The sequence below is a fragment of the Pseudomonas sp. LH1G9 genome (assembly GCF_002949975.1).
Classification (GTDB): domain Bacteria; phylum Pseudomonadota; class Gammaproteobacteria; order Pseudomonadales; family Pseudomonadaceae; genus Aquipseudomonas; species Aquipseudomonas veronii.
Genome location: NZ_CP026880.1, coordinates 1,829,223 through 1,851,308, shown reverse-complemented (window position 1 = coordinate 1,851,308; position 22,086 = coordinate 1,829,223). Strand labels below are relative to the sequence as shown.

The 22,086-nt window shown below is 61.2% G+C and carries 17 protein-coding genes and 1 pseudogene; 8 read left to right on the top strand and 10 right to left on the bottom strand.

Annotated features, from left to right (window positions below):
• Window positions 1–46: 46 nt before the first annotated feature.
• From C5F70_RS08790 to C5F70_RS08750, 9 genes are all read right to left on the bottom strand, one after another.
• Complete coding sequence (locus C5F70_RS08790; protein WP_017845588.1) at window positions 47–1,372, bottom strand: ATP-binding protein; 1,326 nt, start codon at window positions 1,370–1,372, stop codon at window positions 47–49.
• Window positions 1,373–1,377: 5 nt separating this feature from the next.
• Window positions 1,378–1,833 (bottom strand): nickel-responsive transcriptional regulator NikR, encoded by a 456-nt coding sequence (nikR, locus tag C5F70_RS08785; RefSeq protein WP_017845587.1) that lies wholly within the window; start codon window positions 1,831–1,833, stop codon window positions 1,378–1,380.
• 12 nt (window positions 1,834–1,845) lie between these two features.
• Window positions 1,846–3,303 (bottom strand): nickel-dependent hydrogenase large subunit, encoded by a 1,458-nt coding sequence (locus C5F70_RS08780; protein ID WP_104903118.1) that lies wholly within the window; start codon window positions 3,301–3,303, stop codon window positions 1,846–1,848.
• Window positions 3,304–3,311: 8 nt separating this feature from the next.
• Window positions 3,312–4,316 carry a HupU protein gene (locus C5F70_RS08775; RefSeq protein ID WP_046484070.1) on the bottom strand — a complete coding sequence of 335 codons (1,005 nt, stop codon included), beginning with the start codon at window positions 4,314–4,316 and terminating at the stop codon, window positions 3,312–3,314.
• Window positions 4,313–5,737, bottom strand: a complete 1,425-nt coding sequence (locus C5F70_RS08770) for a sigma-54 dependent transcriptional regulator (protein ID WP_226926216.1) — start codon at window positions 5,735–5,737, stop codon at window positions 4,313–4,315. The genes C5F70_RS08775 and C5F70_RS08770 overlap by 4 nt, the downstream gene beginning before the upstream one ends.
• A gap of 207 nt (window positions 5,738–5,944) precedes the next feature.
• Window positions 5,945–6,493, bottom strand: a complete 549-nt coding sequence (locus C5F70_RS08765) for a cupin domain-containing protein (protein ID WP_046486974.1) — start codon at window positions 6,491–6,493, stop codon at window positions 5,945–5,947.
• Between the two features lie 261 nt (window positions 6,494–6,754).
• Entirely contained in the window at window positions 6,755–8,035 is a 1,281-nt protein-coding gene (locus tag C5F70_RS08760; RefSeq protein WP_102617496.1) for an FAD-binding oxidoreductase, read from the bottom strand.
• Window positions 8,036–8,094: 59 nt separating this feature from the next.
• Complete coding sequence (locus C5F70_RS08755; RefSeq protein WP_104903117.1) at window positions 8,095–9,585, bottom strand: aldehyde dehydrogenase; 1,491 nt, start codon at window positions 9,583–9,585, stop codon at window positions 8,095–8,097.
• A 33-nt stretch (window positions 9,586–9,618) separates the two neighbouring features.
• Window positions 9,619–10,995: a glutamine synthetase family protein gene (locus tag C5F70_RS08750; protein WP_017845581.1), complete on the bottom strand. Its 1,377-nt coding sequence runs from the start codon at window positions 10,993–10,995 to the stop codon at window positions 9,619–9,621.
• Between the two features lie 265 nt (window positions 10,996–11,260).
• Between C5F70_RS08750 and C5F70_RS08745 the strand changes: the two genes are divergently transcribed.
• The 5 genes from C5F70_RS08745 (at window position 11,261) to C5F70_RS08720 (ending at window position 17,066) form a co-directional block, all read left to right on the top strand.
• Complete coding sequence (locus C5F70_RS08745; RefSeq protein WP_104903116.1) at window positions 11,261–12,022, top strand: gamma-glutamyl-gamma-aminobutyrate hydrolase family protein; 762 nt, start codon at window positions 11,261–11,263, stop codon at window positions 12,020–12,022.
• A gap of 245 nt (window positions 12,023–12,267) precedes the next feature.
• On the top strand, window positions 12,268–13,410 hold the full coding sequence (locus C5F70_RS08740; RefSeq protein WP_104903115.1) for an ABC transporter ATP-binding protein: 1,143 nt from the start codon (window positions 12,268–12,270) through the stop codon (window positions 13,408–13,410).
• Between the two features lie 44 nt (window positions 13,411–13,454).
• Window positions 13,455–14,336: an ABC transporter permease subunit gene (locus C5F70_RS08735; RefSeq protein WP_162231507.1), complete on the top strand. Its 882-nt coding sequence runs from the start codon at window positions 13,455–13,457 to the stop codon at window positions 14,334–14,336.
• A complete protein-coding gene (locus tag C5F70_RS08730; RefSeq protein WP_017845577.1) occupies window positions 14,333–15,208 on the top strand; it encodes an ABC transporter permease subunit in 876 nt (291 codons plus the stop codon). Before C5F70_RS08735 ends, C5F70_RS08730 begins: the two co-directional genes overlap by 4 nt.
• A 580-nt stretch (window positions 15,209–15,788) precedes the next feature.
• Entirely contained in the window at window positions 15,789–17,066 is a 1,278-nt protein-coding gene (locus C5F70_RS08720) for a DUF2254 domain-containing protein (protein ID WP_104903114.1), read from the top strand.
• A 6-nt stretch (window positions 17,067–17,072) separates the two neighbouring features.
• On the opposite strand, the pseudogene C5F70_RS08715 reads toward C5F70_RS08720, so the two are convergent.
• Window positions 17,073–18,394: pseudogene (locus C5F70_RS08715) on the bottom strand (chloride channel protein).
• A gap of 241 nt (window positions 18,395–18,635) precedes the next feature.
• On the opposite strand from C5F70_RS08715, the gene C5F70_RS08710 reads away from it, so the two are divergent.
• The 3 genes from C5F70_RS08710 to C5F70_RS08700 all read left to right on the top strand — a co-directional run bounded on the left by C5F70_RS08710 (window position 18,636) and on the right by C5F70_RS08700 (window position 22,075).
• Window positions 18,636–19,589 (top strand): TAXI family TRAP transporter solute-binding subunit, encoded by a 954-nt coding sequence (locus C5F70_RS08710; protein WP_102617500.1) that lies wholly within the window; start codon window positions 18,636–18,638, stop codon window positions 19,587–19,589.
• A 75-nt stretch (window positions 19,590–19,664) separates the two neighbouring features.
• The gene (locus C5F70_RS08705) at window positions 19,665–21,692 is read left to right on the top strand and encodes a TRAP transporter permease (RefSeq protein ID WP_046486953.1); all 2,028 of its coding nucleotides are present in this window, start codon (window positions 19,665–19,667) and stop codon (window positions 21,690–21,692) included.
• Complete coding sequence (locus C5F70_RS08700) at window positions 21,689–22,075, top strand: DUF1850 domain-containing protein (protein ID WP_017845572.1); 387 nt, start codon at window positions 21,689–21,691, stop codon at window positions 22,073–22,075. The genes C5F70_RS08705 and C5F70_RS08700 overlap by 4 nt, the downstream gene beginning before the upstream one ends.
• The last annotated feature ends 11 nt before the right edge of the window (window positions 22,076–22,086 follow it).

Below are 22,086 nucleotides of genomic sequence, written 5' to 3'. Positions count from 1 at the left end.
CGATAACTGGACAATGAGCTTCCAGCGCCGCTGCCGGATTATCGGCTCAGGCGGGCCCGGCTTCGGGCAGCGTCACGGTGAACTGCGCACCGCCCTCGGGGTGATTGGCGGCCACCATCCGACCGCCACAGCGTTCGATGATGCCGTAGCTGATCGACAGGCCCAGGCCCGTGCCTTTGCCCACGGACTTGGTGCTGAAGAACGGGTCGAACACCTGGCTCAGGTGTTTCTCTGCGATGCCCGCACCGTTGTCGCGTAAACGCAGGGTGACCCAGCCCGGCTCCTGGGTCACCTCGATCCAGACTGTCGGCAAGGCCTGGTTGGCCGCTTGCGCGGCATCGTAGGCGTTCTGCATCAGGTTCATCAGCACTTGTAGCAGTTGCCCGGCATTGCCGCGCACCGGCGGTGTGTCAACGGCCTGCCAATGCACCTGCAGATCGGGCGCGACGCCACGGCAGACCCAGTGGATGGCGCGCTCGATGACGTCATTGAGGTCGACCTCGCCCAGCGCTTCACGATCCACCGCCGAGAAGCGCTTCAGGGCGCTGACGATGTCGGCGGTGCGTTGCGCGCCTTCCATGCTGCCCTCGATCAACGACGGCAAATCGCTCAGCAGCGGATCGATGCGTAGCTGTTGGCGCAAGGCTTGAAGACTGGCGTGCGACTCGCCGCCGTGGACCGCTTGCAGGTACTGCTGCAGGCGTTTGCCATAGCTGTCGAGCACATGCGCGTTGGCCAGCACGAAGCTGATGGGGTTGTTCAGTTCGTGGGCGACACCAGCCACCAGGCGCCCCAGCGAGGCCATTTTTTCCGCGTGCAACAGTTGCTGTTGAGTGCGCTTGAGCGCCTCGTGAGCCTCGTGCAGTTGGCGATATGCGTGCTGGAGTTCGCCCAGCGGTCGCCCCACCAGCACATGCCCGATAAAACGTCCGTTGCCCGTGCTGCGCACGGTGCAACTGACGTCCACGGGCACCGGCGCGCCGTTGACATCCTTGAAGTTGACCTCCAGCGAGGCGCTGGCGTTGGGATGGCGCAGGCTGGCGAGGGTCTGGCGCAACTGGGTTTCACTGTGGGGGTCGGCCAACAAGACATAGGCCGGGCTGCCGGACAATGACTGTTCATCACGGCCGACCAGCGTGCGCAGCGCGCTGTTGCTCTCCTCGATGCGCCCTTGCGGGTCGCAGGCCAGCAACACGTCGGACATCGACGACAGCAACCCGGCGATGAACTGCTGCGACTGCTCCAGTTCGACGTTCTTCTCTTCCAGGGCGATTTCATCTTGCACCAGCTTGGAATAGACCTCGTCCATCCTCGCGATGACTTCGATCCAGGCGTCTTCGTCGAGGCTGCCGGGTGGCGGTTTACGGGCCATGGTCGTCAGCTTTTAGGGTGCAGATGCAGGTGGCTGTGGACTTGCTCGTGGCTCGCGCCCTGCTCCACCGGGATCAGGTTCAGCGAGCCATGACGCACGCCGCGTTCGGCGCACACGCGATGGGCGAAATCGCGCACTTCATCGGACGAGCCCTTGAGCATCAGGCTTTCCAGGCAGTTGTCGTGATCCAGATGCACATGCTGGCTGGCAATGGTCAGGTGATGATGCGCGTGCTGCAGGTCCATCACCCGTTCGGTGAGGGTGCGCGAATGGTGATCGTAAACGAAGCTCAGGTTGGCCACGCAATGCGGCGCCTGGCCTTGCTCCAGGCGCGCCTGTTCGATATGCCGCCGCAAAATGTCGCGCATGGCCTCGGAACGGTTGTGGTAACCCTGGTCGCGAATCAGCGCGTCCAGTTCCTCAGCGAGGCCACGGTCCAGGGAAATGGTCAGGCGTTCCATGGGATTTCCTTTTCAATGCACCGTGCAAACCATGCACGGGTCAAAAGAACGAACGATATGTTGCACCGCTACCGGGCTTTTTTCGCCGGGTAACACGGGAGCACCCTGCAAGGCTTGTTCCAATGCCCCGGGCTGGCCCTGGGCATCGCGTGGCGAGAAGTTCCAGGTGGTCGGGGCGATGATCTGGTAGCGGGAGATTTTCCCGTGCTCCACCTCCAGCCAATGCCCCAGTGCGCCACGCGCCGCTTCGGTCAGGCCGACCGCGCGGCCTTTGTCGGGTAATGCTGCGGCGCGGTAATACGGCTCGCCGGGGCGCAGGGCGATCAACCAGCTTTCCATCAGCGGCACCACCTGCGCCAACTCCAGCAAACGCGCGAGCAGGCGGGTATAAACCGTTGCCGAACAGCGTGCCACGGCATCGCGCAGCAGCGCTTGGCCGGCAATCAACTGGCGTGCAATGGCGCCGGTTTCCAGCACCGCGCCGGCCAGGCGCGGGGCTTTGTTCCAGGTATACGCGTCGGGTTTTTCCATCAACGGCTGGGTTTGCCCATCGGCCGGGTGGCGCGGGCCGCCAGCGTCGTCGAGCCAGGCATGCGCGCTGTCTTCGCGGATATCGTCCAGGTCCAGCGCTTGTAGACACTGGGTGACGCCATTCCACAGGCCGCGCGGGAACACCATCGAGCCGTCGGCTCGCGGATACGCCCCGTAGGAAAGATACAGCCCCGGCCCCGGCCCCAGATGCTCAAGCCCGGTGTCCAGGGCGATTTGCAGAAATTGGCGGAAGTCGCCCTGCCCCGGCGCTTCGGCGTGCCATGCCCAGAGCTCGCTTTCGCTGGTGAAACCATTGATACGCTCCAGCGGCGCGGCGAACAGCTCGCCTTCCAGAAACTGCCGGAACTCGCGAACGCGGGTCAGCAGGCGCAGGCGCTCGGCGGCATCGATGGCGCGGGTCGAGCCACCCGGTTGGATCGAGCCGGTGTGCGGCCACTTGCCGCCCAGTGTACCGATCAAATCCAGCCAGCGTTTGCGCGCAGAAATGGCCAGGCGCTGCTGGCTGCCCTGAAGCGGGGTAAAGCGCGCCACCGCGTCTGGATACCAAGGGCGCTCGGCGTACACCGGGCGCACGAAATCCGGCATGAAAAACAGGTAGAAATGGCTCAAGTGATCGGCGAGGTTTTCGGTGGCGGCCATCAGGTTGATTGCCAGCAGGCCGTTGTCCGGCGGCTGTACGCCGGCCAGCCCGGCCAGGGCGCGGGCGGCGGCGATCGATTGCGACACCGAGCAGATTCCGCAGATGCGTGGCGCGTAGGTCAGCGCATCGAGCGGTGCGTGTTGCAGCAGGATTTGCTCGAAGCCACGGTACATGGTGGCGTTGACCCGTGCCGAACGCACATGGCCATCTTCCACGTCCAGTTGTACTTCCAGATCGCCTTCAACCCGATTGAATGGGCCGACCACCAAACGTGACATGCAAACTCCTAACGGCGGGGGGTGCGTACCGACGGCGCGATCAGCGGGTGATCGGACGTCGCATTCTGTTTGACGCGCTTGGGGGTGGCGGACTTGGACAGCGCCGACAGGGCGACGAACCAGGCCTTGGGCATGTCGATGGGCAGGCCGATGGGAATGCCCGCCAGCTTCGGCGTGCGCTGAAACGCGTGCCCCGGTTCTTCGAAGCCCGGGGCGGTGCAGTTGATGCAGGCAAACCCGCCACGGGTACACGAGCCCTCGCCGTTCCACAGGCGGGTATTGCAGTCGCCGTGGGCCTGGGTGCCTTTGCAGCCGAGGTTTTCCATCATGCAGCCCAGGTCCGAGGGCTTTTCCGCACTGGCTTTGTATTCGTAGAACTCGTTGCGCGTGCAGCCCTGATGCACCAGTTGGTCGGCGTAGAAACGCGGACGCCCGATGACGTCCAGATCGGCCTCGGCGAACAGCCCGGCGGCCAGCGCCATCAAGGTGTCGGTCACCCAGCCGGGGTGCGTCGGGCAACCGGCCACGTTGATCACCGGCAAGCCGCGCAACGACCGATAATCGGCACCCAGCAGGCCGCCGCGATGCTCACCGTCAAATTGCAGGCCGCAGGCGTCGGTCGGGTTGCTGCCCGCAGCGGTGATGCCTCCGTAGGCCGCACAAGTGCCGATGCCCAAGGTGTATTGGGCCACCGCCGCGAGTTTGCGCACCCAGTCGATCATCGGCGCATCGGTGCCCGCCAGCATGTGAAAGCGCCCGGTGCCGTGCGGGCCGCGCAGCAATGAGCCTTCGATGCACAAGGCATCGAGCCGGGTGCGACCTTGCAGGCAGTCCTCCAGGATATCCAGCACCTGATCACCGCTTTCAAGGGACAGCGATGGATGCCAGAGCAACTCAATCCCCGCACTGCGCCACATCGCGGAAAAATCCTGGGTATCGGCGCACAGCAAGGACATGTTGCAACCACCGCAACCGCCCGATTGCAGCCACAGCACTCGGAATGGGGTGTTCATCGGGCTTCCTCCAGGCCAAGACGGCGCAATTTCTGGCGCAGGCCCACGCGCGACAAGCCCAGTTCACGGGCCGCATGGGTTTTGTTCCAGCGGTGACGCAGCAGCGATTCCTTGAGTATGGTCGCTTCGATAGCGTCCAGTTGTTCTTGCAACGTGCCCGTGGGAGGCGACAGGCGTATGTCGTTGGTGTTGCGTCCCTGGCCCTGCATGACGCGCCAGGAAAACGAATGAGCACCGATTTGCGAGCCTTCCGACAACGCAGCGGCGCGGTAGATTTCGTTGCGCAACTCGCGAATATTACCGGGCCATGGGTAACCGATCAGGCTCGCCAGGGCGTCGTCGGCGAAGTGCAGGTTTGGCAGGTCCAGCTCCAGGCGGGCATCGTCGAGCAGCTTTTTGGCGATGGGCATCAGGTCGGCGGTGCGCTCGCGCAACGGCGGCAAGCCCAGGCTGACCGTGGACAGCCGGTAATAAAGGTCGCTGCGAAAACGTCCGGTGGCGACATCCTGCTCCAGGTCGCGATGGGTCGCCGCGATCACCCGCACATCGACCCGTACCGTGCTCGAGGCGCCGACCGGGCGCAGTTCGCCCTCTTGCAAGACGCGTAACAACTTGACCTGAAAAGCCGGCGAGGTGTCGCCGATTTCGTCGAGTAGCAAGGTGCCGCCATTGGCACGCTGGAACAGCCCGATGTGATCCTGATGCGCGCCGGTGAAGGCGCCGCGCTTGTGCCCGAACAGCTCGGACTCCAGCAAGGTATCAGGCAGCGCCGCGCAGTTCTCCATGACAAAGGCATTACTCGCACGCGGGCTGGCGTAATGGATGGCGCGGGCCAGCAGTTCTTTGCCCGTGCCCGATTCGCCCAGCAGCAGCACCGACAAATCATAGCGGGCGACCCGGGCGGCCAACTCACAGACCGCATCCAGCGGGCCGCCGGGGCTGCGCACGATGCGCGAGAAATCGAAGGTATCGCGTACCCGCTCCAGGGTTTCGCGGCTGCGGCGACGCAGCGCTGGCGTACCGGCGCGCAGTTCCAGGTCCAGTCGCTGCATATGGTTTTGCAACGATTGGCTCTCGACCGCATTGCGCACGGTGTTGAGCAGGTTTTCAGGCAGCCAGGGCTTGAGCAGGTACTGATAGATACCGGCCTGATTGACGCCCGCGATGATGTCTTCCGAATCGGTGTAGCCCGACAGCACGATGCGGACCACCCCCGGCCAGCGCTCGCGCACTTCCTTGAGAAATTCGATACCGCTGACATGGGGCATGCGCTGGTCGCAGAGGATCACCGCGACCACATGCTGTTCCAGCAGTTCGCGTGCTTGCCCGGCCGACTCGGCCAGCAGCACCTGGAATTCCTGATCGAGTACCCGGCGCAACGATTCGCGCGAGCGCAGCTCATCGTCCACTACCAGGATCATGGGCAAGTCGGATTGCGAGTCGAATGGGGAGGTCATGAGTCAGCGAAAGGCCGATTATTGAAGTTCATTGCAACATTATGTTGCTGCAAGTCATGGCGTCGATGGTAGCACGGTGCCAAAAGCAGACGAGGGTTTTCCTTCGAGGGAGGCCGCTACGGGATGTGTTTTAAACAGCGTCTTGCTCCGCCGGGTTATGCCACCCCCGGCCTAGAAGTTCGCCGGCGTATTCGCGCTGATGATTTCCGCCTCATCCTGCCCGATATTGCGGAACCTGTGGGGCAAGGTGGTGGGGAAGTAATAACCATCCCCTGGGTTCAATACGCTGACCTGGCCATCGACAGTGAGTTCGACGGTGCCACGGGTGACGAGGCCGCACTCCTCGCCTTCGACATGCACGATCGGCTCTTCGCCGGAACTGGCGCCGGGTGCGTACTGCTCGCGCAGAAAGCGCATCTGGCGGCTGGGGATCGGCGCGCCCACCAGCAGCAGGCGCAGGCCGTCGCGACCCAGGTCGGGCTGTTCGTTGGCGCGAAAGACGTATTGGTGTTCGCGTGGCGGCTGGTCGAAGGTGAAAAAGTCCGCCAGGGACATGGGGATGCTTTCCAGCAGCTTTTTCAGGGAACTGACAGAGGGACTGACGCGATTCTGTTCGATCAGGGAAATGGTGGCGTTGGTCACGCCGCTACGACGGGCCAGCTCGCGCTGGGAGAGTTTGTAGCTTTCGCGAACGAGTTTGAGTCGGGTGCCCGTGTCCATAGCTGCCTTATATAAGGGGTGAGTGTCGTGATGTTTATTGGTTGCGATAGCACTGCAGGAGCTGGGGCGAGCGCGGGCAGGCAATGTTGCGAAATTCGCCGATTACCCGACCCGGAAACCTGAAAGGCGGCTATTAAATCACGTTTGCGGGTGGAGCTGTAGCGCTGCTGAATATGCCTGCATGCGCAAAAAAAGCAAGCCCGCGGCCGCGGCCGAAGGCGGCGTGGGCCGGGGGCTCGCGGCGCGCGTGTGGCTGACCGGTCAAATACCGAGTCGGTCGCGCAGGGCGTAGTAGGCGGCGCCCATGGCCGTCAGCGGGGCCTGGAAGGTGCGGCCGCCGAACATCGGCATGTGCGGCAGTGAGGCGAAGGCGTCGAAGCGTTCGGCGTCACCGCGGATCACTTCGCTGATCAGCTTGCCCGCGAGGTGCGAACAGGTGACGCCGTGGCCGCTATACCCTTGCATGTAGTAGGCGTTCTTTTCGATACGGCCGAATTGCGGCATGCGCGACATGGTCAGCAGGAAGTTGCCGGTCCAGCGGTAGTCGATCTTGACGTTTTTCAACTGCGGGAAGGTCTTGAGGATCTTCGGCCGGATCAGTTGTTCGATGTCGTCCGGCTCGCGGGCGCCGTAGACCACGCCGCCGCCGTACAACAGACGGTTGTCAGCGGTCAGACGATAATAGTCGAGCAGGTAGTTGCAGTCTTCGACGCAGTAATTGTGGGTAATCAGGCTGCGTGCCACTGCCTCCGACAGCGGCTCGGTGACCACGATCTGCGAGCCGCAGGGCATGCTTTTGCGCGTCACCCGAGGGTCGAGATTCTGCGGCAGGTAGGCGTTGCCGGCGATCAGCAGGTACTTGGCGCGAACCACACCCTTGGCCGTGCGTACCACGTTGGGTTCGCCGTAGGTGATTTCCTCGGCCGCCGATTGTTCGAAGATCTTGCCGCCCAGGCCGATAATCGCGCTGGCTTCGCCCAGGGCGAGGTTCAGCGGATGGACGTGGCCGCCCTGCTTGTCCAGCAGGCCGCCGATGTAATTTTCACAGCCCACTTCGTTTGCCATGTCTTTGGCGTCGAGCAGTTGCAGGTTGCGGTTGCCATAGCGCTCCCAACTGCTTTTCTGTTCGACCAGGCCCTTGAGCTGTTTTTTGTTCAACGCGGCGAAGATCCCGCCCGGGCGGTAGTCGCACTGGATGTCGTAGTGCTGGATGCGCTGGCGAATGATCTCGGCGCCTTCGAACATCATGCTGCCGAGGATTTCGGCGCTCTTTTCGCCGTAGCGCTGCTCGATGACATCCACGTCACGGCTGTAGGAATTGACCAGTTGCCCGCCGTTGCGCCCGCTGGCGCCAAAGCCGACCTTGGCCGCTTCGAGCACGGTGACGCTGTAGCCGGCTTCCGCCAGGAACAGCGCCGACGACAGGCCGGTGTAGCCGGCGCCGATGACACAGACATCACACTCGACCAACTCTTCAAGCACAGGGAAGTCGCCGGTGTGGTTGCGGGTCGCGGCGTAATAGCTGTTTACATGGGGTTGCATGGTTAGGACTCCCTGGCGACTGGCCGGCACGCGCCGGCAATCGCCGTTGTTATTTGGGCTTAGAGCTTGATCCAGGTGGCTTTGAGCTCGGTGTACTTGTCAAAGGCGTGCAGCGACTTGTCGCGGCCATTGCCCGACTGTTTAAAGCCGCCGAACGGCGCGGTCATGTCGCCGCCGTCGTACTGGTTGACCCACACGCTGCCGGCACGCAGGCCCCGGGCAAAGCGGTGGGCGCGGCTGAGGTCGGCGGTCCACAGTGCGGCGGCCAGGCCGAAGATGCTGTCGTTGGCGATCGACAGCGCTTCTTCTTCGGTGTCGAAGCTGATCAGCGACAACACCGGGCCGAAGATTTCTTCGCGGGCGATGGTCATGGCATTGGTCACGCCGTCGAAAACCGTCGGCTCCACGTACTGGCCACCGGTGTCTTGCAGGGCGCGCTGGCCGCCAACCAAGAGTTGGGCGCCCTGCTCTTTGCCGATCTCGATGTAGCGCAACACGTTGTCCAGTTGCCGCTGATCGACCACTGCACCGACCTTGGTCGCCGGGTCCAGTGGATGCCCCGGCTTCCAGGCCTGGAACGCCTCCACCAGCAGCGCAATGAAGGGCTCGCGGATCGACCGTTGCACCAGCAGGCGCGAACCGGCCACGCAGACTTCGCCCTGGTTGAAGGCAATCGCTGCAGCCGCAGCGGCGGCGGCAGCACGCAAGTCCGGGGCATCGGCGAACACCACATTGGGGCTCTTGCCACCGGCTTCCAGCCACACCCGTTTCATATTGCTCTGGCCGGAATACACCAGCAGTTGCTTGGCCACCGCGGTGGAGCCGGTAAAGGCCAGCACATCCACATCCCTATGCAAGGCCAGCGCCTTGCCGACGGTGTGACCGTAGCCCGGCAGCACGTTGAACACGCCTGGGGGAATGCCGGCCTCAAGCGCCAGTTGGGCCAGGCGAATGGCGGTCAGCGGCGACTTTTCCGAAGGTTTGAGGATGAACGAGTTACCCGCCGCCAGGGCCGGCGCGAACTTCCAACTGGCCATGATCATCGGGAAGTTCCACGGCACGATGGCCGCGACCACGCCGCAGGGTTCGCGGGTGATCAGGCCCAACTGGTCGTGGGGCGTGGGCGCCACTTCGTCGTAGAGCTTGTCGATGGCCTCGGCACTCCAGCGGATCGCGTTGGCGGTGGCCGGTACGTCGATGGCCATGGAGTCGCCGATCGGCTTGCCCATGTCGAGGGTTTCCAGGAGCGCCAGTTCTTCCTGGTGTTCGAGGATCAGATCGGCGAAACGGATCAGCACGCGCTTGCGCGCCGCCGGGGCCTGCAAGCGCCAGATCCCGGATTCGAACGCCCGGCGTGCAGCGATCACCGCGGCGTCGGCGTCGGCCTCATCGGTGCTGGCGACCGCGGCCAGAAAACGCCCGTCCACCGGGCTGATGCTGTCAAAGGTTTCGCCGCTGGCGGCCCAACGGTATTCGCCGTCGATAAAGGCCCGGCCTTCAAGGTTCAGGGACTGGAAGTACTGCTCCCAGTCGTTGCGATGCTTGGTCATAGGGTGTGCTCAACGCAAAAAGTGGGAGGGCCGTCAGACCGTGTGCAGGTACCAGTTGTACTCAAGGTCGGAGATCGAGTTTTCGAACTCGGCCAGTTCGCTTTCCTTACACGCGACAAACACGTCGATGTACAGCGGGTCGATGTACCGGGCCATGACCTCGCTGTCGTCCAGCTCGCGCAGGGCGTCGCGCAGGTTGTTGGGCAGGCTCTGCTCGTTCTGCTCGTAGGAGTTGCCTTCGACCGGCGCCCCCGGCTCGATCTTGTTGGTCAAGCCGTGGTGGATACCGGCCAGTACCGAGGCCATCAGCAGATAAGGGTTGGCGTCGGCGCCGGCCACCCGATGTTCGATACGCACGGCATCCGCCGCGCCGGTCGGCACGCGCACGGCCACGGTGCGGTTGTCGATACCCCAGCTCGGCGAGTTCGGCACATAGAACTGCGCACCGAAGCGGCGGTAGGAGTTGACGTTCGGGCAGAGAAACGCCATCTGCGCCGGCAGGGTTTCCAGCACGCCGCCGATGGCGTGACGCAGGGCGTCGTTGGTCTCGGGGTCTTCGCTGGCGAAGATGTTGTTGCCCTGTTTGTCGAGGATCGAGATGTGTACATGCAAGCCATTACCGGCCTGGCCCGGGTAGGGCTTGGCCATAAAGGTGGTGTCCATCTCGTGGTCGTAGGCGATGTTTTTCACCAGGCGCTTGAGCAGTACCGCGTAGTCGCAGGCTTTGATCGGGTCGCTGACGTGGTGCAGATTGACCTCGAACTGCGCCGGGGCGCTTTCCTTGACGATGGCGTCGGCAGGGATGCCCTGCTCTTTCGCGCCTTCGAGGATGTCCTGCAGGCAATCGACGTATTCGTCGAGGTCATCGATCAGGTAGACCTGGGTCGAATGCGGGCGCTTGCCGGAGATTGGCGAGCGCGGCGCTTGCGGACGGCCGTTCACGTTGTCCTGGTCGATCAGGTAGAACTCCAGCTCGAACGCGGCGCAAATGGTCAGGCCCAATTCGTCGAACTTGCTCACCACCTGGCGCAGCACTTCCCGTGGGTCGGCGAAGAACGGCTGGCCCTCGAGTTCATGCATGGTCATCAACAGCTGCGCGGTGGGACGCTTCTGCCAGGGCTCGATGCTCAGGGTGTCGGGGATCGGGTAGCAGATGCGGTCGGAGTCGCCGATATCCAGGCCCAGGCCGGTGCTTTCCACGGTGGAGCCATTGATGTCCAGGGCAAACAACGACGCGGGGAGGTTGATGCCTTTTTCATACACCTTATGCAAGGCGGTGCGTTCGATACGCTTGCCGCGCACCACGCCATTCATGTCTGCAATCAGCAGATCGACGTACAGGACCTCCGGGTGTTTTTTCAGAAAGGCGTTGGCTTCGTTGAGCTGAACGGTACGCAGTGGGACCGACATGATGCACCTATGTGTTAATTATTATGTTCAAAGCTGTTTCGTAGCAGCAGTCAATCCGAAAGCCAAAGTGAAGTCAATAGCGAGAACAGGCACCACACGTTAATTATATTGGTAGCTATAGCACCAAAACTGGGCGCCAACCCAACCAATCAACACAAACATACTCACGAGCGTTTAGAATTTTTTACATTGAAGTTGTTAATTAAAATCAACAGAGATAAGCTCTGGAAAAACTCGTTCCAGCGTGAATTTCGAGGTGATAAAAATGGCACTCAAGCCATTGATCGGTGTTACAGCGTGCGTCAAAGAGATTGGCTTACACCCCTACCATGTCAGCGGCGACAAGTATTTGCGTGCTGTCAGCGTCGCGGCCCTCGGGCTGCCCGTGATCATTCCTGCCCTGGCGGACCTCTGCGAGATCAAGGACCTGCTGCACTACGTCGACGGCCTGCTGTTCACCGGCTCGCCGTCCAATGTCGAACCCTTCCACTATCAAGGCGCTCCCAGCGCGCCGGGCACCGCCCATGACCCGCAACGCGACGCCACCACCCTGCCCCTGTTGCGGGCTGCGGTGGCAGCCGGAGTGCCAGTCCTCGGCATCTGCCGCGGCTTCCAGGAAATGAACGTGGCCTTTGGCGGCAGCCTGCACCAGAAGGTGCATGAACTGCCGGGCTTTATGGACCACCGCGAAGCCGACGACCCGCGCCTCGACGTCCAGTACGCCCCGGCGCACCCGGTGGCGATCCAGCCCGGCGGCGTGTTCGAGGCCATGGGCCTGGCCGGCGAGATCCAGGTCAACTCGATCCACAGTCAGGGCATCGACCGCCTGGGTGACGGCCTGCGGGTCGAGGCCCTGGCCCCGGATGGCCTGATCGAAGCCGTTTCCGTGAAGCACAGCCAGGCGTTTGCCTTTGGCGTGCAGTGGCACCCGGAATGGCAGGTCCTGTCGAACCCGGCCTACCTGAGTATTTTCCAGGCCTTTGGCGATGCCTGCCGGCAACGTGCCGCGCAGCGTCAGCGCCTTTGACACCAGGCGGCCCGCGCCGGGCCGCCAGCACTCGCTTTACCGATTGACACGCCCTGCCCACGCGGCGCGCGCACCTGTGTGCGCCTGCCGTGCGGCGTGAACGGCAATACCCGAACAACAACAAGCAAGGCCAGGCAGCCAGGACGGCGGTGCCGAATAAACCTGCATTGCACTGAGGGTGCAGGTTTGCAATCAACCTTATTACGTCAGGCCGTATTGGCCCGACGACCTGTTGGGAGTTTCACATGGCAAACGCCTCCAGCATTTATCGCAAGGCACTGGAAGGTCATCAGCAACCGCAAAAGGTGCTGGTGAAGATCGACCGCGTGACCAAGAAGTTCGACGAAACCGTGGCCGTGGACGATGTGTCCCTGGAGATCCACCAGGGCGAGATCTTCGCCCTGCTCGGCGGTTCGGGTTCGGGCAAATCCACCCTGCTGCGCATGCTCGCCGGTTTCGAACGGCCCACCGAAGGCCGCATCCTGCTGGATGGCGTGGACATCACCGAGATGCCGCCCTATGAGCGGCCGATCAACATGATGTTCCAGTCCTATGCCCTGTTCCCGCACATGACCGTGGCCCAGAACATCGCCTTCGGCCTCAAGCAGGACCGCCTGCCAGCCGGCGAGATCGAGGCGCGGGTCGAGGAAATGCTCAAGCTGGTCCACATGACCCAATACGCCCGGCGCAAACCCCACCAGCTCTCCGGCGGCCAGCGCCAGCGCGTGGCCCTCGCCCGCTCCCTGGCCAAACGCCCGAAACTGCTGTTGCTCGACGAACCCATGGGCGCCCTGGATAAAAAGCTGCGCTCGCAGATGCAACTGGAACTGGTGGAGATCATCGAACGCGTCGGCGTGACCTGCGTGATGGTGACCCACGACCAGGAAGAAGCCATGACCATGGCCCAGCGCATCGCCATCATGCACTTGGGCTGGATCGCCCAGATCGGCAGCCCGGTGGACATTTACGAAGCGCCGGTGAGCCGCCTGGTCTGCGAATTCGTCGGCAACGTCAACATCTTCGACACCCAGGTGGTCGACGACGCCGAAGGCCACGCGGTGCTCAAGTGCGCGGACCTGGACCGCAACATCTACGTCGGCTACGGCATCGCCACTTCGGTGGAAGACAAGTCGGTGACCTACGCCATCCGCCCGGAAAAGCTGCTGGTCACCGCCCAAATGCCGACCTGCGCGCACAACTGGTCCAGCGGCAAGGTCCACGACATCGCCTACCTCGGCGGGCACTCGGTGTTTTACGTCGAGCTGCCCAGCGGCAAGATCGTCCAGTCGTTCATGGCCAACGCCGAACGCCGTGGCTCCCGACCGTCCTGGGGCGACACCGTGTACGTGTGGTGGGAAGACGACAGCGGCGTGGTACTGCGGGCATGAGTACATCGACCATGAGCACTTTCCATCAAGCGTTGATCCGTGTGCTGCCCAGCGGTCGCAAGCTGGTGATCGGCATTCCCTTCCTCTGGCTGTTCCTGTTTTTCATGCTGCCGTTTTTCCTGGTGATGAAGATCAGCTTCTCCGAAGCGACCGTCTCGATTCCGCCGTATTCGCAGATCTACGGCTTCGTCGACCAGAAACTCCAAGTGCTGCTGAACCTGGGTAACTACAGCCTGCTGGGCGCCGACGAGTTGTACATCTCGGCCTACCTGGGCTCGCTGAAGATCGCCCTGCTCAGCACGCTGATGTGCCTGCTGATCGGTTTTCCCATGGCCTATGGGATTTCCAAGACCCGCAAGGAAATGCAAAACGTATTACTGCTGCTGATCATGATGCCGACCTGGACCGCGATCCTGATCCGCGTCTATGCCTGGATGGGCATCCTCAGCAATAACGGCCTGCTCAATGCGTTCCTGATGGGGTGCGGCCTTATATCGAGCCCGATTGAAATCCTCAACACCAACACGGCGGTCTACATCGGCGTGGTCTACGCCTACCTGCCGTTCATGGTGCTGCCGCTCTACGCCAACCTGGTCAAGCACGACCAGAGCCTGCTGGAAGCCGCCTCGGACCTGGGTTCGAGCAACTTCAACAACTTCTGGAAAATCACCGTGCCGCTGGCCAAGAACGGCATCGTCGCCGGCTGCATGCTGGTGTTCATTCCGGTGGTCGGCGAGTTCGTGATCCCGGAACTGCTGGGCGGCCCGGAGACCCTGATGATCGGCCGCGTGCTGTGGCAGGAGTTCTTCAACAACCGCGACTGGCCGGTGGCGTCCGCCCTGGCGGTGGTGATGCTGGCGATCCTGATTATTCCCATCGTGCTGTTCAACCGCAGCCAGGCCAAAGAAATGGAGGCACGGGCATGAAGCGTTTCAGTTTTTCGACCCTGATGCTGGTGCTCGGCTTGTTGTTCATCTACCTGCCGATGCTGATTCTGGTGATCTATTCGTTCAACGCCTCCAAGCTGGTGACGGTCTGGGGCGGCTGGTCGCTCAAGTGGTACCTGGGGCTGTTGGACAACACCCAACTGATGGGTTCGGTGGCCCGCTCCCTGGAGATTGCCTGCTACACCGCTGTGGCCGCCGTGGCCCTGGGCACCCTGGCCGCGTTCGTGCTGACCCGGGTCACCCGCTTCAAGGGCCGGACCCTGTTCGGTGGCCTGGTGACCGCGCCCCTGGTGATGCCGGAAGTGATCACCGGGCTGTCGCTGCTGCTGCTGTTCGTGGCGATGGCGCAGATGATCGGCTGGCCCATGGAACGCGGCCTGGTGACGATCTGGATCGCCCACACCACGTTCTGCGCCGCGTATGTCGCGGTGGTCGTCTCGGCACGCCTGCGCGAGCTGGACCTGTCCATCGAAGAAGCCGCCATGGACCTCGGCGCGCGGCCACTCAAGGTGTTTTTCCTGATCACCATCCCGATGATCGCGCCGTCGTTGGCAGCGGGCGGCATGATGTCGTTCGCCTTGTCCCTGGATGACTTGGTGCTCGCCAGTTTCGTCTCCGGGCCCGGCTCCACCACCCTGCCGATGGAGGTGTTCTCTGCCGTGCGCCTGGGGGTCAAGCCGGAGATCAACGCCGTGGCCAGCCTGATCCTGATGGCGGTGTCGCTGATGACGTTCATGGTCTGGTATTTCAGCCGCAAGGCCGAAGCCAACCGCAAGCGGGCGATCCAGGAAGCCATGGACCAGACCACCAGCGAAACCTGGCAGCCGCAACGCACGCCCGCGACGGCCTAGGCCGTCGTGTGTTACCCCAAATGAACCCCTGCGCACCTTCACTCGGCGCGCCCCGCTTCCGTTCCCGTCGCGCCTTACCACCGCGACCATTGCTGTGAACGGCTTCACCCGGCTCCCTCGGTCAGGGTGAACCCCTTGGCGCCTTCGGGCGCCTTTTTTGCGTCCCGAAAGAGTGCGCGGCACTTCGTGGAACCCGAATAAAAACGTGCTACCTACGATTAATGACCTCCTGATGGGCATATTGCTGACGTTGTTATCGCGATTGCTGACTGTAGGGGTTCCAATCGCGGTATTGGGTCAACGCTTGCGCCTACCAGAAGGTGCTTGGAGCGTGCTCATCTGGGGCGGCCCGCGATGTGGTGGTTTCCCTGACGTATCTGGTGGTGGTTTTTTCTGTCCTGATCCAGGGCATGTCCATCGGTAAATGGGTCAAGCGAGTGATCCCATGTGCCGCAAGCAGAGACGCTGAATGAACCTTCGGCCATACAAAAGACTCCTTTAGGGATAATCAGCTCACCGCCTTTGTTTCCCTGAACCCTGGGGCCAGGGCCCTGCGTATTACTCACACAAGGTATAAAAAATGCTCGCACGCTGGCGCTGGGTGTTACATCAACTGACCAAACGGCTGTGGTTCAGGGCAAGCCTGTTTTCCTTGCTCGGCATTGCAACCGCGTTACTCGCCGTTGTCTTCAAGGACTACATTCCCGAATCATTGCCCGCCCGTATAGGCGCCGACGCCGTCGACAAGATCTTGGGCATCATTGCCTCAAGCATGCTCGCCGTGACCACCTTTTCGTTAAGCACGATGGTGACTGCCTACGGTGCGGCTAGCAGCGGCGTGACGCCTCGCGCCACCACGCTGGTGATGGAAGACACCACGACACAAAATGCCCTGGCCACCTTTATCGGCTCGTTCCTGTTCAGCCTGGTTGGAATTATTGCGCTGAGCACCGGCGCTTACGGTACACAAGGAAGGGTTTTGCTATTTGCGGTGACCCTCGCCGTGGTGATTCTGATTGTCTACACCCTTTTGCGCTGGATCGATCATTTGTCCAAGCTTGGCCGGGTGGGAGAAACCATTGACCGTGTCGAGCAGGCGACCATTGACGCCATAACCAATCGACTCCAATGGCCGCATTTGGGTGCAGCCGCCTACCCTTGCGACTCGATGGTCCCGAACTCTGCGCTGATCATCACAAGTCTCCACACAGGGTATGTCCAGCACATCGACGTTCAGGCGTTAGGCGCCATCGCCAAAGCAGACGAGACACGCATTTTTTTGGAGGTCCTGCCAGGTAGCTTCGTGCATGTCGGCATGCCGCTCGCCCGAATCGTCAGTCTGAGCAAGCCGCGCGAGGGCGAACAGCAGTCGAGTAGCGAAAAAATCATCTCTACCCTGACTATCGGTGTACGTCGCACGTTTGAACACGACCCCCGGTTCGGCTTGTCGGTGCTGTCAGAGATTGCCTCCCGCGCCTTGTCGCCGGCCGTCAATGACCCCGGCACTGCCATTGACGTCATTGGGCGCGGCATCAGAAGCCTGACATGCTGGGGTAAACCCAAAGCACCCGCCGCGAAAATCGACACCGATTGCCAGCAGGTTTACCTGCGCGCATTGACAGTAGATGACCTGTTCGATGACTTCTTCGCACCGATTGCCAGGGATGGCGCGGGTTTGGTGGAAGTCGACCTGCGCATGATGAAGGCACTTGTGTGCCTCGCACAGATAAACCCGGCGATGTTCAGCAGCGCCTGTGCCAGGCACGCGGGCCTGCTGCTCAAGCACGCGAACAATGCGCTTGTGCTGGAAGAAGACCGGCACACGCTCAGCGCGGTGGCGCGACCACTGCTGCGCTGACCCAGCCTATGGTTTGGCTTTTTGCGTGGCGGCGTCACTGCCCTCCGACTGCAAAAAGCCACGCGCCAACTGTTGATAGAGCTCAGGCCCCATCCTGGCACTGACTGCTTTGGCAATCAGCGCAACGGCCATCAGACTGATCACCATGCCATGGCTGTCGATCATCTCCATCACGATGATCGCGGACGTGATCGGCGATTGCGTGACAGCCGCCAGAAAGCCAACCATGCACAAGGCAATGATGGGCTGTGCCGCCAGAGCGAAGAACTCAGCGACGTTGGCTCCTACCGCAGCCCCTACCGCCAGAGACGGGGCAAAAATGCCGCCCGGGATACCGGAAAAATAAGTCACTACCGTCGCGAGAAAACGCGTGATCGGCGCGTGCCAGGGCAGACCGATATCGGACACGATGATCTGGGATGTGATCCCGTAACCGCTGCCAAAGGACATCCCGCCACTGAGCCAACCGAGAATAGCCACGATCATCCCGCAGCCACCTGCGAACCAGACAGGGTGCATGCGGCGCCATTCCCATACGAAAAATCGGCGATACCTCTGCGGCCACAGGAGCATCCGACTGAATAACCCTCCCATAAGGCCGCAGCCAATACCAATCGCCAGCACCGGGACAATGATATCGAGATTGACCTCTTGCACGTCGAAATGCCCGAAGTAGTTGTAGTTGCCCTGCAAAGCAATTGCGACTATCCCCGACAAGATGATCGTACTGAGCAAAACCCCGCTGGTACGGGTTTCCAACTTGCGCCCCAACTCCTCCACCGCAAAAGCCACGCCGGCCAAAGGCGTGTTGAACGCGGCGGCAATACCCGCTGCACCACCGGCCAGAATAAGATCTTCGGGGCGGATGATTCGAGCGTTAGGCAGATAACGGTGGAAGAAATGCATGATCGAGGCGGCGACTTGAACTGACGGGCCTTCACGCCCTGCTGAAAAACCACCGGTCAACGCCAGGGTACCTAGCCCTATCTTGGCAACAGCAAGGCGCAAGGACACCAACTTATCCACGGGCTTACCTTGGTGGGCCAACCGCGTAGCCGCAATGACCTGAGGAATGCCACTGCCTTGTGCCCCGACAAAAAACGGGTGGTCATCCATACGACAAACATGCCGATCAAAGGCGTGTAGATAAACGGCAGCCAAGGCCGGCCGGCGGTTTGTTGAACGAACTGCATCAGCGCAAGGTCGGCCAGCCGGGCGAATAGCACAACCAGTAACCCGGCGAAGGTAGCAGCAGCCCAGAGCGTCACACGAGTACGCCATCGGATCGAGGCAAAGCGACGACGTATGAGTAATATCGGTTTGATCACCCGAGCGGATTCCCGTTGTCGAGGTTAATAAACCCCACAAAACAAGACTACCGGGTTAAACGGTCAGGTCCAGCCAGCAGAGACTAAAGGATTATAACCATCATCTTCTCCTGCGACCCACTCCACGTGCAGTTACCTTGGCAATCTGATGCAGGGTAGGACTGTCCGCTCGCCACTGTGCTGATCAATCAACTACAGTTGAATCGCTCTGAATAAAAACAAACAAAACGGAGAGATTCCCATGCGCGTAAAGAACCGCTTCACCTTGCTGGCCGCCGCCACAACCCTGGCACTCACCTGCACGGCCCAGGCGGCACCTGTGTTCATCAACATACTGACCGGAGGCACCAGCGGGGTGTATTACCCGATTGGGGTTGGCCTGTCGCAGATCTACAGTGAAGGCATACCCGACGTGAAGACCTCGGTGCAGGCCACTAAAGCGTCCGTGGAGAACCTGAACCTGCTGCAGTCCGGTCGAGGCGAGTTGGCACTGGCGCTGGGCGACTCTGTGGCGGATGCAAAGAACGGCGTCGAGGAAGCTGGCTTCAACGCACCGCTGACCAAATTGCGCGCGATTGCCGGAGCGTATCCCAACTACATCCAAATCGTCGCCAGCAAAGAGTCGGGAATCAAGACGCTCGCGGACCTTAAAGGCAAAACCCTCTCGGTCGGCGCACCGAAATCGGGCACCGAGTTGAACGCGCGAGCGATTTTAAAGGCGGCAGGCCTGACCTATGCAGACATGGGCAAGGTGCAATACCTGCCCTTTGCCGAGTCTGTCGAGTTAATCAAGAACCGGCAATTGGATGCGACGTTACAGTCGTCAGGACTGGGCATGGCGGCCATTCGCGACTTGTCATCGGTGATGCCGCTGAACTATGTCGCCATCCCCCCGGAAGTCGTGGCAAAAATCGACAACCCGGCCTATCACAGCGCGATGATTCCGGCCAATACGTATGACGGCCAGCCTGAAGCGGTGCCAACGGTTGCTATCGTCAACATTCTGGTGACCCGCTCGGATGTACCCGATGAGTTGGCGTACCAGATGACAAAACTGCTGTTCGAAAACTTGCCGCGCCTGGGTAACGCTCATTCGGCCGCCAAGGACATCACACTGGAAAACGCCACCAGGAACCTGCCGATTGCGCTTCATCCGGGCGCCGAACGCTACTACACCGAAAAAGGCGCGCTCTAGCGACGCAAGGCGCAGCGGCACAGTATCGCCGCGCCAACAGCCCGCCCTTTTTCCATGCAGTGAGGCAGGTAACTAATGAGTGAAGATCATCACGACATCTCTGCGAACCCGCGAGACTGGCCAAAAACGCTGTTTTACGTAGCGTTGTTATTTTCGATTTTTCAGATCGTCACGGCAGCGTTTTCGCCCTTTTCGAGCCAGGTATTGCGTGCGATACACGTCGGTTTCCTGCTGTGGGTGGTCTACCTCAGCTATCCGGCCTATGGCAACAAACGCCCTTGGCAACCCTTGGCCTGGATACTCAGCCTCGCCGCCATTGCCACCGCCCTGTATCAATGGAGGTATGAGGCTGACCTGATCCAGCGTTCCGGGGATCTGACAACGGCGGACATGGTGATCGGCATTCTACTGGTGGTGCTCGTGTTCGAAGCCGCTCGACGAGTGATGGGCATTGCCCTGCCGGTCATTTGCGGCCTGTTCCTGGCTTATGGTCTGTTTGGCGAGTATTTGCCGGGCGATCTGGCCCATCGAGGTTATGGTTTCGACCAAATCATCAACCAACTGTCTTTTGGCACCGAAGGGCTGTACGGCACGCCAACCTATGTTTCAGCGACCTACATCTTCCTGTTTATCCTGTTCGGAGCGTTCCTCGAACAGGCCGGCATGATCAAACTGTTCACCGACTTTGCCATGGGCCTGTTCGGCCACAAACAGGGAGGGCCTGCCAAGGTTGCCGTTGCGTCGTCGGCACTGATGGGCACCATCACCGGTTCGGGCATCGCCAACGTGGTGACTACGGGGCAATTCACTATTCCACTGATGAAGCGCTTTGGTTATCGGGCCGCGTTTGCCGGAGGCGTGGAAGCAACCGCCAGCATGGGCAGTCAACTGATGCCGCCGGTGATGGGCGCAGTCGCCTTCATCATGGCTGAAACCATCAACGTACCATTCGTGGAGATTGCCAAGGCCGCGTTGATTCCCGCCATCCTCTACTTCGGTTCGGTCTTCTGGATGGTCCATCTGGAAGCCAAGCGATCCAACCTCAAGGGCCTGCCCAAGGATCAATGCCCCAGTGCATTGGGCGCCGTGAGGGAGAAGTGGTACCTGCTCATTCCGCTGCTGGTATTGGTCTACTTGCTGTTTTCCGGGCGCACGCCGCTGTTTTCCGGAATGGTCGGACTTGCACTCACGGCCATCGTGATTCTTGGCTCGGCGATCATCCTGAAAGTGCAAAGCTTCGGCTTGCGCTGCGCCTTCTGGATTGCGCTCGGCATCCTCTGTACCGGCTTTTTCCAACTGGGTATCGGCGTGATCTTTGCCGTCATTGCAGTGCTGGTGGGGGTCTGTGGGGTCATCAAAGGAGGGCACGAAACGCTGACCATCTGCCTGCACGCGTTGGTCGAAGGCGCTCGTCATGCTGTACCGGTGGGGATCGCGTGCGCGCTGGTGGGCATCATTATTGGTGTGGTTTCACTGACCGGCGTCGCCTCTACGTTTGCGGGTTATATCTTGGGCATTGGCCGAGACAACCTGCTGCTGTCACTGATACTCACAATGATCACGTGCCTGGTGCTGGGCATGGGGATTCCGACCATTCCCAACTACATCATCACCAGTTCGATCGCAGCCCCTGCCCTCCTCGAATTGGGCGTACCGCTGATTGTGTCGCACATGTTCGTGTTTTACTTCGGCATCCTCGCCGACCTGACTCCCCCTGTCGCCCTCGCCTGCTTTGCAGCGGCACCGATCGCTAAAGAGACCGGGTTCAAGATCAGCCTATGGGCGGTGCGAATAGCGCTGGCGGGCTTTGTCATACCGTTCATGGCGGTCTACAACCCAGCGTTGATGCTGCAAGGTGACAGTGTGTGGATGTCCGTCTACATGCTGCTCAAGACCCTATTCGCGGTCGGGTTATGGGGCATCGCATCCACTGGCTTTTGGCAGCGCAAGATGCCTCTATGGGAGCGTTTGCTGAGCGTCGCTGCCGGGGCACTCCTCGTGGTGGCGTTACCGCTGACCGATGAACTGGGCTTCGCGCTGGGACTCTGTGTGATAGTCCAGCACGTCTGGCGGTCCCGCCGGGCCGCGCTAGCCAATCCATGATCGGCGTATGCCTGGGCTTGACCGGCGTGCTGTGGGCCCAGTTGTCGGTTTCACACTTCACGCTGGCATGGGATCACACCATTGAAAAGATCCGCTGGGAGGAAGACTACCGCGTGACCGAGCAAGGGCTGGTGCTGGAAGAGGCTCGTGTACGCGGTAACGGTGCAGGAATGGAAGTTCCCGACGGGGCGTGGCTGGAAAATGGCAGTTGGCATTACCGGCGCCAATTGCCGCCTTTGCAACCCTTGCGCCTGGGGCGCACACCGGAGGCTGGCGATTACCAGCTGTGCGTTGATGGCCAGTGTCACGCCCTGAGTCACTGGATTGGCGCGCCAACCGCTCGCCAGCCTTTTATTCAAATGTGGACGTGCAAGGCCGGATAAGTCATCACTAT

Coding starts and splice junctions, on each gene's coding strand:
- C5F70_RS08720 (WP_104903114.1), top strand. CDS start 15,789: ATGCTCGCACGCTGGCGCTGGGTGTTACATCAACTGACCAAACGGCTG.
- C5F70_RS08770 (WP_226926216.1), bottom strand. CDS start 5,737: ATGATCCTGGTAGTGGACGATGAGCTGCGCTCGCGCGAATCGTTGCGC.
- C5F70_RS08730 (WP_017845577.1), top strand. CDS start 14,333: ATGAAGCGTTTCAGTTTTTCGACCCTGATGCTGGTGCTCGGCTTGTTG.
- C5F70_RS08710 (WP_102617500.1), top strand. CDS start 18,636: ATGCGCGTAAAGAACCGCTTCACCTTGCTGGCCGCCGCCACAACCCTG.
- C5F70_RS08760 (WP_102617496.1), bottom strand. CDS start 8,035: ATGCAACCCCATGTAAACAGCTATTACGCCGCGACCCGCAACCACACC.
- C5F70_RS08755 (WP_104903117.1), bottom strand. CDS start 9,585: ATGACCAAGCATCGCAACGACTGGGAGCAGTACTTCCAGTCCCTGAAC.
- C5F70_RS08705 (WP_046486953.1), top strand. CDS start 19,665: ATGAGTGAAGATCATCACGACATCTCTGCGAACCCGCGAGACTGGCCA.
- C5F70_RS08775 (WP_046484070.1), bottom strand. CDS start 4,316: ATGAACACCCCATTCCGAGTGCTGTGGCTGCAATCGGGCGGTTGCGGT.
- C5F70_RS08765 (WP_046486974.1), bottom strand. CDS start 6,493: ATGGACACGGGCACCCGACTCAAACTCGTTCGCGAAAGCTACAAACTC.
- nikR (WP_017845587.1), bottom strand. CDS start 1,833: ATGGAACGCCTGACCATTTCCCTGGACCGTGGCCTCGCTGAGGAACTG.
- C5F70_RS08790 (WP_017845588.1), bottom strand. CDS start 1,372: ATGGCCCGTAAACCGCCACCCGGCAGCCTCGACGAAGACGCCTGGATC.
- C5F70_RS08750 (WP_017845581.1), bottom strand. CDS start 10,995: ATGTCGGTCCCACTGCGTACCGTTCAGCTCAACGAAGCCAACGCCTTT.
- C5F70_RS08745 (WP_104903116.1), top strand. CDS start 11,261: ATGGCACTCAAGCCATTGATCGGTGTTACAGCGTGCGTCAAAGAGATT.
- C5F70_RS08700 (WP_017845572.1), top strand. CDS start 21,689: ATGATCGGCGTATGCCTGGGCTTGACCGGCGTGCTGTGGGCCCAGTTG.
- C5F70_RS08780 (WP_104903118.1), bottom strand. CDS start 3,303: ATGTCACGTTTGGTGGTCGGCCCATTCAATCGGGTTGAAGGCGATCTG.
- C5F70_RS08740 (WP_104903115.1), top strand. CDS start 12,268: ATGGCAAACGCCTCCAGCATTTATCGCAAGGCACTGGAAGGTCATCAG.